We start from the raw sequence: 16,149 nt of genomic DNA on the forward strand, positions 1-16,149 counted from the left end.
TTATGTTTTTTGCAAGAAAAGAATAACAAAATAATAAATTATTGTCAAAAACGCTCATCCGTTAATTTTATGCTTTAGTTGCCAATTGTCCGCAAGCTGCCTTAATTCCCCTTCCAAATTCATATCTTTGGGTAGTAAAAATTCCCTCTTTTTCTAAATAATCTTTGAATTTTTTAATTGTTTTAGAATCTGATGCTTTAAACTTTCCCGTTGGATTATAGACTATTAAATTAACCATGTATAATGATTTTTTCATTATTTTTGCTAATTCTTTAGCACATTCAAGAGAATCATTCTCTCCCTTTATCATTAAATACTCAAACATCACTTTCCTTTTATTTTTTAAAATATAATCATCAACAACTCTTAGAACATCTTTTAAAGGATACTTTTTATTCACTGGCATTAATTTACTTCTCAATTCATCATTAGGAGCGTGTAAAGAAATAGAAAGATTTACTTGCAAATCTTCGTTGGTAAATCTTTCTATTCCCTCAATTATTCCCGAAGTCGAAATAGATATCTTGCGACTTCCAATATTAAAATACTCTGGACTGTTTAAAATACGAATTGCTGACATTACATTATCATAGTTCAAAAACGGTTCTCCCATTCCCATAAAAACAATATTAGTTACTTTGCAAATTCTCATAAACAACAAAACTTGAAGAACTATTTCTTCAACGGTTAAATTTCTCTTTAACCCCATCGTTCCAGTCGCACAAAAAGAACACGCCAAGGGACAACCAACCTGAGAAGAAACACAAACCGTCGAACGATTATCAGTATGCTTCATTAAAACTGATTCAATTTTTAATCCATCTGATAATTCAATTAAAGCTTTGATTGTATTTCCTTCATCAAACATTTTGTGTTCGATTTCTAAAGGACAATCTTTTTTTAATTCTTCGCGCAAAGATAAAGGCAGGACACTTGCCTTGTCCCAATCTTCTATTAAGTCTTGAAAAATCAGTTTGTGCACCTGCTTAATCCTATACTTAGGTTGATTTTCTAATTTTTTTTCAATTAGAGATAAATTCATTCTTTGTTTTCTATAACCTTAACTTCTTCTTTAGTTATAACATTCTCATTCTTTATTTTATCAACTATTGTTGATAGTTTTTTAGTTCTAGTAATTGATACTTCGTCAAACTGAGTTGAAACTGCCCTAATTTTCTTTCCCAAAGAATCAACCTCTTCATTATATTTATTATATTCAATTTCAAACTTCTTAATTAATTTTATGATTTCATGAAGATTCTCCTGATATTTAAAACTCTTATATGATTGGAAAACCATCCGTAAGATAGCAGTAAAACTAAATGGTCCAGCGAGCACTACTTTCTTTGCCATAGCGTCGTTCCAGGTTTCGTTCATTTGATCATAGATAAAGCTGAAAATCATTTCGTTAGGAACGAATAAAATAACAAAATCAACGGTATCTTCTTCGGGATTAATATATTCTCTACCTGATATTTCTTTTATTCTATTTTTAACATCCTGCTCAAAAACTTTTTTGAATTGTTTTTTCTTTTCTTTATCTTCTTCATCATTAAACTTGATGAAATTATTCAAAGGAAATTTAACATCGATATTTATTTTAGTTCTATCGGGTAAGAAAATAGTAAAATCAGGTCTATTAGCATTATTATCTTGGGCTGTATTAGCTTCATAGTTTTCTCCTCTAACAAAACCGATTGTCTTTAACAGGTTCTCAGCGATTTCTTCTCCGTATTTTCCCCTTAATTGATTATTTGACAAAACATTTCTCAACCCTTCGGTTGAATCTTTTAAACTGCCAGTTACTGTCTTGTATTCTTCTAATACTGTTCTTAAGGTATTAAATTCTCCAATTCTTTCTTTTTCCACTTCATCTAACTGCTTTTTGCTCTTATCCAGTTCTTGATGAACTCTTTCAATCAAATCTTTAATCGTATCTTTGTTGTGTTGAATTGATTCACTGATAAGTTCTTTTTTAAGATCAACCTGTTCTAATAATCTCTTCCTTTCTTCTTCGAACAACATCTTACTTCTTTTATCGTTTTCATTCATTAACTTCTGAAAAAGAATATACGTAAAAACAAGGATTATAAATAATGAAGCTATTAAAGTGATGGTTTCGGTTGTCATATTGACTTTTTTATTAGTGATGTATAATATACGTGCAATCAGAAATGATTGTCCTGCCCGAGGACTCGGGATCGAGATTCGTAAATCTAGCTTTGGCTAGATTTTTGCTTAAACTCTTAAACCCTTGACAAGTCATTGTAATTGATTAAAATATACTTAAGGTACTTTATTCAGAGCAGTCTGCTTAATGAAACGTGCGAAGTTCGCACTTCCTTAAGTGGATAGTTGTAGCGGATTGCTCTGAGTGAAGTATTTTTTATTACAAATATCTTGAATTTTTCCGATTTTCTCTTTGATAATTTCGTAATAAATACTGTTATTATTTTCAAATAATTGAAAAACTGCATAGGCTATATAATCTGCTATTTGCAAACCACCATGAGTATAGTGAGGATTGTGCTGATAAGAAAGACTTAATTCAGCATTTAATCGTGGATGTTTATCAAGATAATCTAATCTTATCCTTTCAACCTCTATTTCTAGTTCCTTTCTTAATTTTAACTTACTATCTTTTCTTGAAAAAACTATTTCTGTTTGGTCAGTTTGATGACATATATTTTTTAATAATTGTCCAGACATGACTCCATACATTTTCCCCGGATTTTCTTTTAACTGTTGATAACATTTTAATTTTTCAACAACAATAACATCTATTTTGATATCTTTTAATTCTTTAATAAAATTATAGAATCTTTCTCTTACTTGAGGATAATCACTTTGAGCATGGAAAGAATCTAAGGCATAGGCTGAAGAAAAAACCCTTGTTAATTCTTTGTTTTTTAAAAGGCTACTTTTAAAATCTACAACTTTCTGTTGAAGAAGTAGTTGATCTTCTACTCTTATGGCAGCTAAAATCAAAAATTTAGTTGCCTGCCCTTTTTCAACTAAATTTACTCCTTTAAAAGAAAAAACTTCAGGTTTTCCGGATTCATCTATAAAAATATATGTTTTAGATTTTTCCATTATTTCTATTATATCACACTTTTCTCTTTTCTAAGAGAAATACTTTATTATTTTTTCGAACAACATCTTTGAAAACAATTGCCACTTCTTCTCCTTTTTTTCCCTTTTCAATGCTTTTATTTTTAATCTGCATTGACTCAACTTTTTGTTCAATATACGTATTGGTTCCTTCAATAATAATCTTATCTCCCACCTTTAAATCAAGGTGATTTAATGTTATCGAACCTGATTTAACTTTAGGATAATAATGAGTAATATATCCAACCAATACTTTCTTTTCCAAAGAAACATTATCAGCTTTTTCATAACTGATTCCCTCTTTGCTTGGAGTTCCAAAATAGAAACCAGTAGAAAATCCTCGATTGTAAACTGAAGATAATTCTTCTTTCCATTTTTTAACTTTTTCACTGGTAAATGATTTATCAAAATATGCATCAATTGCTTCTCGATAGCATCTTGAAACAACTTCAATATATTTTGGATCTCTTCTTCTGCCTTCAATTTTAAAAGAATCTATTCCCGCCTTGATTAATTCTGGAACGAATTCAATCATGCATAAATCTTTAGCGCTCATAAAATATTTTCCTTCATTGGAAACTGCATTACCTTCTTCATCTGACAATGTCCACTCTTTTCTGCAAGGTTGGGCACAACTTCCACAATTAGCTGATTTGCCATACAAGTAGGCTGATAAAATACAACGGCCAGAAATAGCCATACACATTGCTCCGTGAACAAAAACTTCAATCTCTATTTTAACTTTCTTTTTTAACTCTTTAATTTGCTTTAAAGTCATCTCCCGAGCTAAAACTATTCTCTTCGCGCCTAACTTTTTATAAAATAAAGCAGCTTCGTAATTAGAGATATTAGCTTGAGTTGAAACAATAAAAGGAATCTTTATTTTCCTAGCTAGCTGAATAACCGCAGGGTCCCAAACAATAACCGCGTCTACGCCCCCCTTTTTGGCCTTTTTAAGCAACTTTTCGGCCTTTTTGATGTCATGGTTATATACCACAGAATTGACCGTTAAATACCCTTTTATGCCGTAAGAATGACACTTCTTTATAAAGGCTTCTAGTTCAGAAACTTTAATGCCGGAAGCCGCTCTCATACTTAATTCATCAACACCAAAATAGACTGCATTGGCATATGATTTGCAGGCTTCTAAACTGGCCCAATCACGAATCGGACTCATTAGTTCTGGCTTTTTCATATACTCAATTTAACATATTAAAGGTAATAAAAAAAGAGCCTATTTATTAATATTTCGGCTCAATATGTATTTTATCTAAAAACTCTTTGGGAAGAACTTTTTCTGCAAAGGACATATAGCCTATTGCAGTTTTCATTTGAATTTCAGTAGGAACATTTCTGTCCCCTCCGTGTTCATTGATCCAGTTTCTGACTGCATCTTTATCTAGGCCGACAGGAATCTTTCCTTCGCCATAAGATTCTTTCAGCCAGATGCGAGCAGTATCAGGAGTAATCCCCTCATCGGACCAGACAAGAATGGTTTCGCCATTTTTATCGATGTAGAGTCCGAATTCTCCTTTCCAGTCAGCAAGAATCAAATCCTTTTCATTAAGGAATCTGGATCCTGCATGGAAAATTGCCAAGGTAGTTGAACGAAGAAGCTGGGCCAGGATTTGAGCATCAATCTTGAAACACTTGTTCTCTTCTTCGGCCAGCCATGCTCTTAAAAATTCGACTAGCTGATCGTAAGTAATGTTCTCGTCGTGCCCTTCTTTATTCTTTATGCTTGGAGTAAAGATAGCTGTTCCAAGCTTGTCGTACTCTTTCATATCTTTGGGTAATAAAAACCCAAGAGTAAAGAGACATCTCTTCTGATACTCCTTAAACAAAGATCCTGCAAGATATGCTCTTGCGATACATTCGACAGGAATCTGCGTAACTTCTCGAATGAAAAGAACTCGATTTCTGTACTTGCGCCGGTTTTTGTTTATCCCACCGCTGGCCATGGCGTACTCCTGGTCATAACTGATAATATCGTTCTCGATAATGTTTGAAAACATTGTCTTGAAAAATACTGTCAGCCAAAGGAGTATTTTACCTTTTTTGACTATTCCAAAAGGCAATCTTTCGTCACCGGCCGAAATCCGGTCGGTATAAATTGCCAAGCGTTCTTTTCTCTTTCTTTCTTGAAGCGGTTGGATGTGCGTCTGTACTTTACCATCAGAAACAATTTCAAAATCATCTGACTTAGCATCAACTTTTGTCAAAATCATACAATGCTCTCCTTTTTTCAGCTCTCAAAGAACTGACTGACTTAGATATACCATAAACGTATAAAAAAACAAGACAATGTCTTATTAATTAAAAAGTGGGGAGGCATTAGCCCGATTCCCCGACTTGTTTTTTATATACTGTCTTGGGCAGAATTTTTTCTGCTAGACAGGAAGTATCTTTTTCGATCGACCCTCCTCCTTTCTCTCTGATCTCGGCAGTTTGGAAATTGATTCCCTCGCCTATCCAGACAGGAATCACCTTACCACTCTCTTCATCGATTTCGATTCCGAGATTAATTCTGAAAGACACCAACTCCAATTCCTTCAGTGAAAAATAAGCACTAAGGACATCGGAAACAGTAAGGGCATTCTGTCTTAAAGCAAAAACGAAATGGGCAGGAATAATATTACTGTATTGTTCTTTCTCTTGAACCCACTCTTTGGTAGTCTCGACTGCTTGCCCGAAATTAAGCAAATCGCCATTAGAAAACACAATGTTTTCTCCTGACAAAATACAATCAAAGGGAAACTTATCAACCCTTCTCACCATCAGAAGCCTTCCTAAATAAGCTGGCCTTTCATCTAGCGGAATATTGTTCAAGGCCACAATTCTTGGTTGATACATTTCCACAATGTTATTCCTGATAAACCTCCAGACAAGGTTTTTAGGAAAAACATTGAGCATTCGCAAAGCTTTTCCGTCTCCGTTCACGTATGCTTTTAGAACAAGCTTTCTTAGTTCTTCATCAAGCTCTTCGTGTGGCAGATAGTAACAGCAAACATCATCCGTTTTAATAAGCGTAAGGTTCTTCATGATAATCTCCTATTCAGTTCTCAATGAACTGACTGTATTATCTATACAATAATTATAATAAAAAAGCAACGGACTCACCGTTACTTTTTTTTCATTATCTCGTTTAGTATTTCTTTAACTTTTTCAATACTATCATAGTCGTAAATGGAAATAGGAATCTTTTTCTTTCTCCATTTACTCATTCTTTCTTTTAAAACATCTTTATCCACCATATCAGTCTTGGTTATAAAAATATATTCTTCTTTGTTTAACAATTCGGGATTATAATCTTCTAATTCTTTTTTAATTGTTTCGTAGTCTCTTTTGAAATCTTCTGATTCAGCTGAAATTAAATGAAATAGTATTTTAGTTCTTTCAACATGTCTTAAAAACTTAATTCCTAGGCCTTTTCCTTCTGAAGCTCCTTCAATCAATCCAGGAATATCAGCTAATATCAAATCGTAATAAACTCCTAAATGAGGTTCTAATGTTGTAAAAGGATAGTTAGCTACTTTAGGATTAGCATTGGTTAGCTCTTTTAATAAGCTTGATTTACCAACATTAGGCAAACCAATAAAACCAACATCAGCAATCATCTTTAATTCAAGCCTTAAGGTATAAGCCTCTCCTTTAATTCCTGGTTGGCACTGCATCGGAGTCGTATTAGTTGAAGAACGAAAAAGAAAATTACCTCTTCCTCCCTTTCCTCCTTTAGCCATTAAAACTGGCTCTCCAATTTTAACTATTTCAATCTTCTCATTTTTATCTAAATTATTAATTACGGTTCCAACTGGAACCTTAAAAATAACATCTTTGCCATTAGCTCCATCAACAAACTCACCTTTTCCATTTCCTCCGTCTTCGGCTTGAACCGCTTTCTTGAAACGAAATTGTTTTAAAGCGCTTAAATCAGAAACTCCGACAAAATAAAAACTGCCTCCTTCTCCTCCGGAGCCTCCTGTCGGACCTAAGGCAAATCTACTCTTTTGAAATGCAACGCATCCCTTGCCTCCATTTCCCGCTCTTACCCTAATTGTTACATCATCTATAAGCATATGTTTACACTAACCTAAATAAGCCCATAAATCAAATGAAAAAAGGTTGAAGCAAAAATTAGTAAATTTTTATTATAAAAATCTCCAAAAATAAATAATAAATAACACTGCAGAAATTGTCCATAAACAATAGGCACCTTTTATAAAATAGCTACCCTTTACTCCACCTTCTTTTTTCCCTTTCTTCCAGGACATATAACCAAGGATAGCAAGTATTATCGCTAAAATAGGCCAAATATTATCAATAAACCAAGCAGGAAGTATTGATACTAAAGATGCCATATTAAAAGCATTATTATTCGATACTTCTTTTTGACCTTCTTCGCTTGTTAAATTTTGTGAACCATTACCACCCTCACCATTCACCGGTGCACCTGAACCAGATTGTCCTCCTTCTGTATTTACTGATCCTCCTCCTGTAACACCGTTTGTTGCTGTTGGCTGAGGTTCGTTATTTGACTCTTGTCCAATTGTTATTTTAGAACGATCCACGACAAAACTATATTCTCTTCCAATCGTTGCTGGAGAAGCATGTGAAACAACCCTATAGTAATAAGTTTGTCCATATACTAAACCTGTTAAAGTTACTTTATGAGAAACTACCTTTTCTAACCCAGAATCATCACCTGATTTATAAAAAGCATAGCCAAAAGATGGTTCACCTTTTGAAAAATCAAAAGTATTCGGTTTGTCATCGTAGATTACCGCACTGGTCGAAGCATAATTTGTTAGCCAAGTTATCTCAACCTCATTTGCTTCATTTGAAACTTGTTTACTTAATTCCCCAGTTATAATCAAGCCAGGAGGAAGAACAACTGATCCACCTCCGCCACCACCGCCATAAATAACTGTGCCGCCACCACCGCCATCACCGCCACCAGGATTATCGGTTGCACCTTCTCCATTAAATCCAACGAGTAAATCAAATCCAACTACCGCATCTTGGAAAGAATTATTTGCATCTGAATCAAAAGATATCTTAAGATCATACTGTTCTGTTGAACCGTTACTTACTTGAGATAAATTTACTTCACCAGCCGCAAAAAATTGATTCAATGTGCCACTAAAAACTACAGTCGCACCATGCTTTATCTCTAAATTCAATTTCTGAGAGAATCCAGAAGGATCGCTTTTATTAATAGCTTCAATGATTGCTTTCTGTTCTTCACCACTTGTATTTGTTACTTTTACAAATCTAGTTACTGTACCACCTGGAACAAATGACGCCTCTTTAAAAAGCGGAGTTTGTTCAAACTGAACCGTAAGTCCGGCTGACAATGCTAAGCCAGGCATAACTACAAAACCAAATATAATTGCGGAAAACAATGTTTTAAATAGTTTGATCTGTTTCATTTGATGTAATATTATTTTGATCTGTATTAGCGCCATCAGTATTTGTACTTCCTGAATCTTGCGCTCCGTTATCTGTTGTTTGATTTTCCGGTATTATCTCTTGTTCTGAATTATTATCAGCACTTTCTTCTGGAGCCTCTAAAACTATTGGCTCTTCTGGTTTTATTTCAGTAATTTCTGGAGTGATAACTTCGTCACCCCCTTCATCATTGCTCTGTTCTTCAATTAAAGGAGTTTCTGGTGGCATTGAACTACCTGATTGCTCAGACAATAACAATAAACCATCATCTTGTCCTATTTCTAAATCTGGAACATATTCTTTTTCAGCTAATAATTCTTGTTCTCTATTAATAAAGGATGATAAATCAGCATCCGATTCGTCTGATAAATTACGATCATTTGGAGTTCCAAGGTTAAATATATCTGAATGATCCCAGTAAGGTCTTGTGCCTAATAAATCAAGACAGGTGTGCCAGCTTGATTCACTTGCACCATCACCTGGAACATCGTTTCTCTCCATTGAAAGATGGAAGAATAAACCTTCATAGCCAGCAGCCGGCAAACCATTGCCATCATCCGCTGTATCAATTAAATTAGAAGAATCAGCCCAGTCTGCTTTATATATTTTTATTTGTAAATCAGCATCACGCAAATCAACGTTTGTATCAATTAAATTTGGAGTAACGCTAATTCCAGAATCACTTTCGCTGAAACGAGAAATCAAGAAAAATCCATTCGCCGGAATTACTGTTCCGTCTGGAATTGTAAGCATTAAAACTTCTTGCTTAGTAGGCCCATGCCCAATCAATTTAGTAATTTGAAATCCTGAAATATTCAAATCATATGATGTGGTGTTCTTTAATTCTATCCATTCATCTTTATTCTTCAAATAACTACCCATCCACATTAATTCGTTTATAACAATATCACCAGGATTAATAACCCATCTATCACTTGTTACAGTAGAAGAAATTCTTTTTTCATCGACAAAGCCACCAGAAGCTAATCCTTTTTGACTAGCCTTAAAAACTAATTCAAAAGAACAACTTTTGCTTTGCCACTCTGCAGCATCAGAAATAAGTTCAGCTGAAAATATTTCGTTTGGCTTTACAGAAAAATCTATTTTATCAGTCAAAAAACTTGTCAAATATTGGGGCGTATTGGTTGTATCATCCTTCAAGTTTAAATTACTACACAAGTCACCAGAAGCATATTCCACGCTGACAGTGTAAACAAAATCAATTGTACCAGCTTTTTCTAATTCAATTGTCCTTACACTAGGAACACTAGGTTTTACTTGTGGAGCAAAATCTGATGAATCCTTTACATTAATCTTCAAAGTTCCGGTTACAATCTTTGATTCCGATGCCTCTGTATCAGAATAATGGGCATATGCCGGAAAAACAGAAACCAAACAAGCAAAGAAGCTGATTGTCAGACAAACTATTATTTTGTTTATTTTTCTTTTCATAATGTAATTTCTTGTTTTTTCTTTTTAATTTCTTTTCTAATTTGCATTAATTGATCTCCAATAATTAGGAACACTGGAACGATGATAATCAAAATAAATCCAATGGGTTTTTTAATAAAATCTACTACGTAACCAAGAAACGGAACGGAAAATAAAACCTTGCCTTCAACTGTACTCTTGGAAACTAATGCTTGATCAGCAGAATCATTAGCGTCTCCTTTGGTGATATAGTAAGGAACTCCTGAATTGACTTGCATCTCTTTAATCCTATGCGTAGTCGGTATTTGATTTTTGCCAGTTTTCCCAAAAGTGATAATATCACCAATCTTATAATCACTAAAAGGTTTGATAACTACTATACTACCGGTATGAATGGCTGGCTCCATAGAACCGGATAATACAGACAAAACTTTGAAATCACCAACCAAAGAAAATGTGGAAAGAATTAATAATATCGCTACGATAATAATAATTCCTAAAATAGTATTATATAGATATTCAAAAATTTTCATTTGGTTAATTTTTATTACCCCTCTAAAACCTTTATAATCCCTCTCATTTCAAGAATGAGAAGGACTAAAAAGTTTTAAACTTTTACGAAATTTCTTACTATTGAGGTGCAACAGGAGTATTAGAACAAGTGAAGCTTGGATTATTTCTCCATTGTTCTGCATAGGCTGTCAAAGTTGCATTCAAAGTATTACCTTGTGCATCATTATTAACAGTTGAACCGTCACAACTAATAGTACTATCATTTACCGTCTGTGTGCCAAAACACCATGCTAAACCGATATATTTTGTAGTTCCACCTGTAATTGGTGTTCCTGGTGCCTGAGCTAATGCAATACTGGTATTAACCAATTTTCCATTATGCAAAATTGTTTCACCAGCTTGATAAATTCCGTCCTGATCAGCATCGTCCCAAATAAATACGTTCAAATCTCTGGAAATATATTCTATATTATCGCCTGACTTTTTAGCATAGAAACAAGACCAAGCATCATTGCCATTAACGTGTAGGCTGATCAAATTAGTTCCGTAATCACCCGGCTTAACATCGTCAAAATCAAAGAAAGTATCGCCTGTTGCTAAATCTTTAGCTTGCCAAAGTTTGCAGTGAGTTTTAAAATAATCATCACCACAATTACCATTAATTGTAAATTTGTAGATTAGTCCAGCAGGATTTGTTTCAGGGTTACTACCTGCTACACCCTTATTTGTAACTACAAATTTCAAAATATTAGTTCCTTGAACAAAATAAGATGGATTAACGGTAATAGAATCAGCAGAAGAATAATTAAATTCTCCTGGATCCTGACCAAGTGAATTTCCGTTTAAATAAACTTGATAACCGTTATCACTAGCCAAAGCTAAATTAAGAGTAGCCCCACTAACTTCTCCCATCCACTCAAAGGTGTTCTGGAAGCTGTAGCTAGTGTCAACTTGAGTATCCGCTTGTTGAGTTGGATTGCTTTCCCAAATCCATTTAGCTTCGCCAGTAGAATCAAATGCCGCTTCGGTTAACCAAACAGGGTGCACCCAAGCGTGAACCGCTGGATACGAAGTTACTGGCACGCCATTTTTTTCCACTACCATGTCATTACCATTCAAACTATAAACTTCAACACTACAGGTTTTACAATCCATACCATCGTAGGTCTGTTTTAAGTGGTCAACTTTTAAATTCATTGTTCCGGCCACAATTATATTACCAGCAGAAGTTTGTGTATCATTGAAATAAGCAATTGTACCGCCAATAGCAATTAGCGCAACAAGAGCAATCAAAGAAACGCTAGTTAAAATTTTTTTATTCATATTTTTCGGCTTTTTAAACTTTTCTAATTAGGAATTCATAAAAATATTATTATAAATTTTTATGAATTTCCCTTAACTTTTCTAAAAATTATGATAAGCGGTACAAGTTCCACTGGGAATATATCCTACACCATCACATGTCCAAGTCCATGACCCATCATACCAATGACCACCATAGTAAACATTTGTGTTGTTGTAAATAAGGGATGAGGCAGTAGCAGCAATAGGAGAACATAAATGGTTGTTCGGCTGATTATTAAAATGGTCATTATTTGCTGAACCACATTGAGCATTTATTGGAGCAGATGCTCTAGTTGCAGTACAGGTTCCGCTAGAATTGCCACCATTCGCACCGCCACAAGTCCAAGTGGTTGTACCTCCTTGAGCTGGGAATGCTGGAGAAACAGGATTGGTTGTACCACTACCAGCAGAACACATTGTTCCACTAAAAACGGTAGCACCATAAGCATAGGATGTTGCAGCAGTACCACAAGTACCATTTACAGATTTATTAGCTGAACAGCTTGCTGTTGTACCGTCATTGCTACCAGCGCAAGTCCAAGTCCAAGGACCAGAACCAGCTACAGTAGAAGCTACACCAACACTACATAAATTAGTTGTTGGTTTGTTGTAAAAATTAGCTTGATTGCTAGAACCACAAACACCATTAACTGGAGCTAGTGCTCTAGTTGCAGTACAGGTTTCACTAGAATTACCACCGTTTGCTCCGCCACAAGTCCAAGTAGTTGAACCACCTTGAGCTGGGAATACTGGAGAAACAGGGTCGGTTATACCGCTACCAGTAGAACACATTGTTCCACTAAATTCGGTAGCATCATAAGCATAGGATGTTGCAGCAGTACCACAAGAGCCAGCTACAGGAGCTGCTCCTCTAGAAGCAGAACACTGTGCATCAACGCCACCATTGGTACCCTTACAAACCCAAGAAGTTGAACCACCTTGAGCTGGGAAAGCTGGAGACTCTGGATCAGATGCACCTACAGCACAAAATGTGTCGGCACCATAACTTTCGTCGCTGCTAGCATAGGCTTTATTAGCCGTGCCACAGACACCATCAACAGCAACTGGAGTGTTGGGTTGTCCACAGGTATAATTTGCATTATTTCTTGATTGAACTGCGGTAAAAGTAATGTCTCCCTGAATACTATCTCCTTGAATTACATTATTTACTGATGCAGGAACTGTCCACTTTACTCCAATACAAGTTTTAACTGAAGGATCGCTACTTCCAGGAATCGGCTGTCCGCCATTTTGACTGTCAGCAATCGCCCAGTTTAATTCACTAGCCGATTGATCAGTAACAATAGCAGTTTCGTTACCGTCTAAAATATTGTTACAATCAAAATCTCGCCAAACCGTGAAAAGTAAATTGTTTTTTAATTCACCTGTTGTCTCAGTCGCGCAATCAGAATCATCTCTCAATTCCGCGTTATTAGCACAACCATTTTCTTTAGCTACTAAATTAGAAATAGAAGCACAAACCCAAGCTGGGTTATTATCAATATGTAGACTAACAGTGTTTTCTCCTACATCGCCTGGTTTGACATCATTATAATTAAAGAATAAATCATTTGGAGTAAGTGATCTTGCTAACCAAGTACAAGAACAAGCTGTTTGAAGCATGCTCGGTTCAGCAACTGTAGTTGAATCATCATTATCCTCTTCCCAAAAACCATTATTACAAATCATGCCATTGTAATGGCAAGTACTATCAACCTGCAAAGATAAATTGCCTGCTGTAATTGTATTACCGATACTAGCTTGTGTACTAGTAAAATAAGCTGTTGTTGCACCAATACCAATAGCAGCAACAACTGCAATAGTACATAAACTAACTAATATTTTATTCATATTTATTAAAATTATTATACTTTTTATTTAATTTACCGACCTTTCAGGTTTTATACACACCGTTTCCAGTGTGGAAAGAACTTAAAACTAAACCCTATAAAACAAATAAACGAACCCCCTTCGCGGAATCCGTTCTTTTACACTAAACTTATAGATTGTATGTTGTTTTGACTATAATTCATAAATAATAAACCCATCTATGACTTCTGCCTAAATATTAAAGACTTTGAAAACTTTTGTCAAATCCGAGTTATGCACATGTCTTTTATAATACAAATAACTAATTTTGTCAAATCAAACACTTTTTTGAATTTGGGATTACAATTTTTAGTAAAAAATATTTCAAAATATTAAATTAATTAAAAATTTATTCCTTCAAATATTTTTTTCCCTTTAATTTTTCCGGCATGTATTCTTGCTCTTCTTTATATCCATACTTAGGACTATACTTATACCCTTTTCCATATCCAACTTCATCCATTAATTTAGAAACAGCATTTCTTAAATGTAAAGGAACAGGAAGATTGCCATATTTTTTAACATCTTCAGAAACTTTTCCGTAAGCCATATATAATTCATTTGACTTTTTACATTTAGACATGTAGACAACTGCTTGAGCTAAAATTACATTGCATTCGGGATAACCGATAAAATGACAAGCTTGGTAAACTGCTACGGCCTGTTCTAAGGCTCTAGAATTAGCTAATCCAATATCTTCAGAGGCAAAACGAACTAAACGACGGGCAATAAACAAAGGATCTTCTCCTGATTCAATCATACGACTTAACCAATACAAGGCTGCATTAGCATCAGAACCTCTCATTGATTTGTGCAAAGCAGAAATAATATTATAGTGCTCTTCCCCATCTTTGTCGTATAATAAAGCCGCCTTTTGTGTTGCTTCTTTTATCAATTCAACATTTATTTTACTGGAAACTGAAGCTGAATATTCTAAAATATTTAAAGCAATACGCGCATCGCCATTGCTAACTAAAGATAATAAATCAATCGCTTTTTTATCAATTTTAATTTTTAATTCCCCCAGTCCCCTCTTCTTGTCCTTAATCGCTCTCTTAATAATTAAAGCAATGCTTTCTTTGCTTAATTGTTTAAAAACAAAAACTCGAGACCGAGATAACAACGCTCCACGAACTTCAAAGCTTGGATTTTCTGTTGTTGCGCCAATTAAAGTAATTAATCCACTTTCAATATGGGGCAATAATCCATCTTGCTGTGTTTTATTCCATCTGTGTATTTCATCGATAAAAAGAATGGTTCTTTTCCCTAATCTTTGATCAACCTTTGCTCTTTCGATTATTTCTCGCAAATCCTTTAATCCACTAGAAACCGCACTAACACGAACAAACTCTGATTTAGTTTGTTTAGCAATGATGAAAGCTAAGGTTGTCTTACCGGTACCAGGAGGACCCCAAAAAATCATTGAAGGAATTTTGTCTGTTTTAATTGCTTCCCTTAATAATTTCTTTTCTCCCACAATCTCATCCTGACCTAAAAACTCCTCCAGTGTTTCCGGACGCATTCGATCAGCTAAAGGATTTTTAAAATTAATACTTACCATTTTGCAATCTTTTAATATGGTTTTCTCTGGAAATAATAGATCTGCCTAATTTCTTTTCTAATTGCTTTCGGGCCGTACCAGCAACGCCTCCTCCTTTTCTAGCAACAACTCTATTCTGAACAAAAGTTTCTGGCTTGTCTTTTTTAGATATTTCAGCTGTTGAAGCTTCAGCAAGCATATTTAAAACCAATTCTAAATTGGTCATATTATCTCGAAGATTTTCTTTCTTCAAATCTTTGTGTTTCTTGTAATCTTTAGTAATCAATCCCGCCCAAGCAAATGTAATATCATCGGTTAAAATAGCAAATTCATCTGATTTCTTAACTCCTCTCTCCTCCCATTCATTAGTTAAATCTTTTCTAATTTCAATACTCTTTAATCTTAAATCAACCCACTCTTTGGAATATCCTTTCTTTAAGTAAGTCCTCAAAGCTCTTTGAATTGCCTTTTCCGGATCTTCAGCCTCTTCAATTCTTTCATAGCCAACACGTGCTAACCAAAGCTTGAAAGGCTCAGCATTGGGAGAAGGAATTGATTGGATTATTCTAAACGTTGTTTCGGTATCAGCTATATCTGTTTCTCTTAATTTGCCGTCTTCTGCTATCATTTTCAACTGTCCGATTTTTTCGGACACTTCACTTCCTTCACTTTTAAGTTTTCTTTTCAAATCAGCCCAATATTTTCTTGGTCTATCTGTTTTAGTCAAAACAGAAATTATATCAACAACCGAGAAATACCATTTTTCTTTTTTATCATCCCACTCCCTTCTAATTTTACTTCCTTCAAAAATAGCTATTTTATTCTTTTTCATATTTTAAACATTAAAAGTGGACATATTCCTTTTCTTTTATTATACTGTAAGAGTAATCAAA

Annotated in this window: 14 protein-coding genes; all 14 read right to left on the reverse strand. The window is 34.5% G+C overall.

The annotated features are described in order from the left end of the window. Positions 1-67 precede the first annotated feature (67 nt). The gene (gene rlmN, locus PLD14_03225; protein ID HPR80209.1) at positions 68-1,042 is read right to left on the reverse strand and encodes a 23S rRNA (adenine(2503)-C(2))-methyltransferase RlmN; all 975 of its coding nucleotides are present in this window, start codon (positions 1,040-1,042) and stop codon (positions 68-70) included. Then, a complete protein-coding gene (locus tag PLD14_03230) occupies positions 1,039-2,130 on the reverse strand; it encodes a DNA recombination protein RmuC (GenBank protein ID HPR80210.1) in 1,092 nt (363 codons plus the stop codon). Before PLD14_03230 ends, rlmN begins: the two co-directional genes overlap by 4 nt. Positions 2,131-2,343: 213 nt before the next feature. Further along, complete coding sequence (locus PLD14_03235; protein HPR80211.1) at positions 2,344-3,093, reverse strand: DUF3800 domain-containing protein; 750 nt, start codon at positions 3,091-3,093, stop codon at positions 2,344-2,346. A gap of 13 nt (positions 3,094-3,106) precedes the next feature. After that, positions 3,107-4,306 carry a U32 family peptidase gene (locus tag PLD14_03240; protein ID HPR80212.1) on the reverse strand — a complete coding sequence of 400 codons (1,200 nt, stop codon included), beginning with the start codon at positions 4,304-4,306 and terminating at the stop codon, positions 3,107-3,109. A gap of 46 nt (positions 4,307-4,352) precedes the next feature. After that, positions 4,353-5,339: a phosphoribosylaminoimidazolesuccinocarboxamide synthase gene (locus PLD14_03245; protein HPR80213.1), complete on the reverse strand. Its 987-nt coding sequence runs from the start codon at positions 5,337-5,339 to the stop codon at positions 4,353-4,355. Between the two features lie 106 nt (positions 5,340-5,445). Then, on the reverse strand, positions 5,446-6,153 hold the full coding sequence (locus tag PLD14_03250; GenBank protein HPR80214.1) for a hypothetical protein: 708 nt from the start codon (positions 6,151-6,153) through the stop codon (positions 5,446-5,448). A gap of 80 nt (positions 6,154-6,233) precedes the next feature. Then, positions 6,234-7,187: a GTPase ObgE gene (gene obgE, locus PLD14_03255; GenBank protein HPR80215.1), complete on the reverse strand. Its 954-nt coding sequence runs from the start codon at positions 7,185-7,187 to the stop codon at positions 6,234-6,236. A gap of 72 nt (positions 7,188-7,259) precedes the next feature. Further along, entirely contained in the window at positions 7,260-8,540 is a 1,281-nt protein-coding gene (locus PLD14_03260) for a fibronectin type III domain-containing protein (GenBank protein ID HPR80216.1), read from the reverse strand. Further along, a complete protein-coding gene (locus PLD14_03265; protein ID HPR80217.1) occupies positions 8,518-10,011 on the reverse strand; it encodes a lamin tail domain-containing protein in 1,494 nt (497 codons plus the stop codon). The genes PLD14_03260 and PLD14_03265 overlap by 23 nt, the downstream gene beginning before the upstream one ends. Beyond that, the gene (locus PLD14_03270; GenBank protein HPR80218.1) at positions 10,008-10,523 is read right to left on the reverse strand and encodes a signal peptidase I; all 516 of its coding nucleotides are present in this window, start codon (positions 10,521-10,523) and stop codon (positions 10,008-10,010) included. Before PLD14_03270 ends, PLD14_03265 begins: the two co-directional genes overlap by 4 nt. Positions 10,524-10,620: 97 nt before the next feature. Further along, positions 10,621-11,826, reverse strand: coding sequence for a SipW-dependent-type signal peptide-containing protein (locus PLD14_03275; protein ID HPR80219.1), 1,206 nt, complete (start codon positions 11,824-11,826; stop codon positions 10,621-10,623). An 81-nt stretch (positions 11,827-11,907) separates the two neighbouring features. After that, the gene (locus tag PLD14_03280; GenBank protein ID HPR80220.1) at positions 11,908-13,698 is read right to left on the reverse strand and encodes a SipW-dependent-type signal peptide-containing protein; all 1,791 of its coding nucleotides are present in this window, start codon (positions 13,696-13,698) and stop codon (positions 11,908-11,910) included. 367 nt (positions 13,699-14,065) lie between these two features. Next, positions 14,066-15,277, reverse strand: a complete 1,212-nt coding sequence (locus tag PLD14_03285; protein ID HPR80221.1) for a replication-associated recombination protein A — start codon at positions 15,275-15,277, stop codon at positions 14,066-14,068. Then, the gene (locus tag PLD14_03290; protein ID HPR80222.1) at positions 15,264-16,088 is read right to left on the reverse strand and encodes a Bro-N domain-containing protein; all 825 of its coding nucleotides are present in this window, start codon (positions 16,086-16,088) and stop codon (positions 15,264-15,266) included. Before PLD14_03290 ends, PLD14_03285 begins: the two co-directional genes overlap by 14 nt. Positions 16,089-16,149: the final 61 nt, after the last annotated feature.

This window comes from Candidatus Pacearchaeota archaeon (assembly GCA_035404185.1).
Taxonomy (GTDB): domain Bacteria; phylum Patescibacteriota; class Minisyncoccia; order Minisyncoccales; family Minisyncoccaceae; genus UBA2211.

Excerpts from the sequence above, each read along its gene's own strand:
- rlmN (HPR80209.1), bottom strand. The coding sequence starts at position 1,042 with ATGAATTTATCTCTAATTGAAAAAAAATTAGAAAATCAACCTAAGTAT.
- PLD14_03230 (HPR80210.1), bottom strand. The coding sequence starts at position 2,130 with ATGACAACCGAAACCATCACTTTAATAGCTTCATTATTTATAATCCTT.
- PLD14_03235 (HPR80211.1), bottom strand. The coding sequence starts at position 3,093 with ATGGAAAAATCTAAAACATATATTTTTATAGATGAATCCGGAAAACCT.
- PLD14_03240 (HPR80212.1), bottom strand. The coding sequence starts at position 4,306 with ATGAAAAAGCCAGAACTAATGAGTCCGATTCGTGATTGGGCCAGTTTA.
- PLD14_03245 (HPR80213.1), bottom strand. The coding sequence starts at position 5,339 with ATGATTTTGACAAAAGTTGATGCTAAGTCAGATGATTTTGAAATTGTT.
- PLD14_03250 (HPR80214.1), bottom strand. The coding sequence starts at position 6,153 with ATGAAGAACCTTACGCTTATTAAAACGGATGATGTTTGCTGTTACTAT.
- obgE (HPR80215.1), bottom strand. The coding sequence starts at position 7,187 with ATGCTTATAGATGATGTAACAATTAGGGTAAGAGCGGGAAATGGAGGC.
- PLD14_03260 (HPR80216.1), bottom strand. The coding sequence starts at position 8,540 with ATGAAACAGATCAAACTATTTAAAACATTGTTTTCCGCAATTATATTT.
- PLD14_03265 (HPR80217.1), bottom strand. The coding sequence starts at position 10,011 with ATGAAAAGAAAAATAAACAAAATAATAGTTTGTCTGACAATCAGCTTC.
- PLD14_03270 (HPR80218.1), bottom strand. The coding sequence starts at position 10,523 with ATGAAAATTTTTGAATATCTATATAATACTATTTTAGGAATTATTATT.
- PLD14_03275 (HPR80219.1), bottom strand. The coding sequence starts at position 11,826 with ATGAATAAAAAAATTTTAACTAGCGTTTCTTTGATTGCTCTTGTTGCG.
- PLD14_03280 (HPR80220.1), bottom strand. The coding sequence starts at position 13,698 with ATGAATAAAATATTAGTTAGTTTATGTACTATTGCAGTTGTTGCTGCT.
- PLD14_03285 (HPR80221.1), bottom strand. The coding sequence starts at position 15,277 with ATGGTAAGTATTAATTTTAAAAATCCTTTAGCTGATCGAATGCGTCCG.
- PLD14_03290 (HPR80222.1), bottom strand. The coding sequence starts at position 16,088 with ATGAAAAAGAATAAAATAGCTATTTTTGAAGGAAGTAAAATTAGAAGG.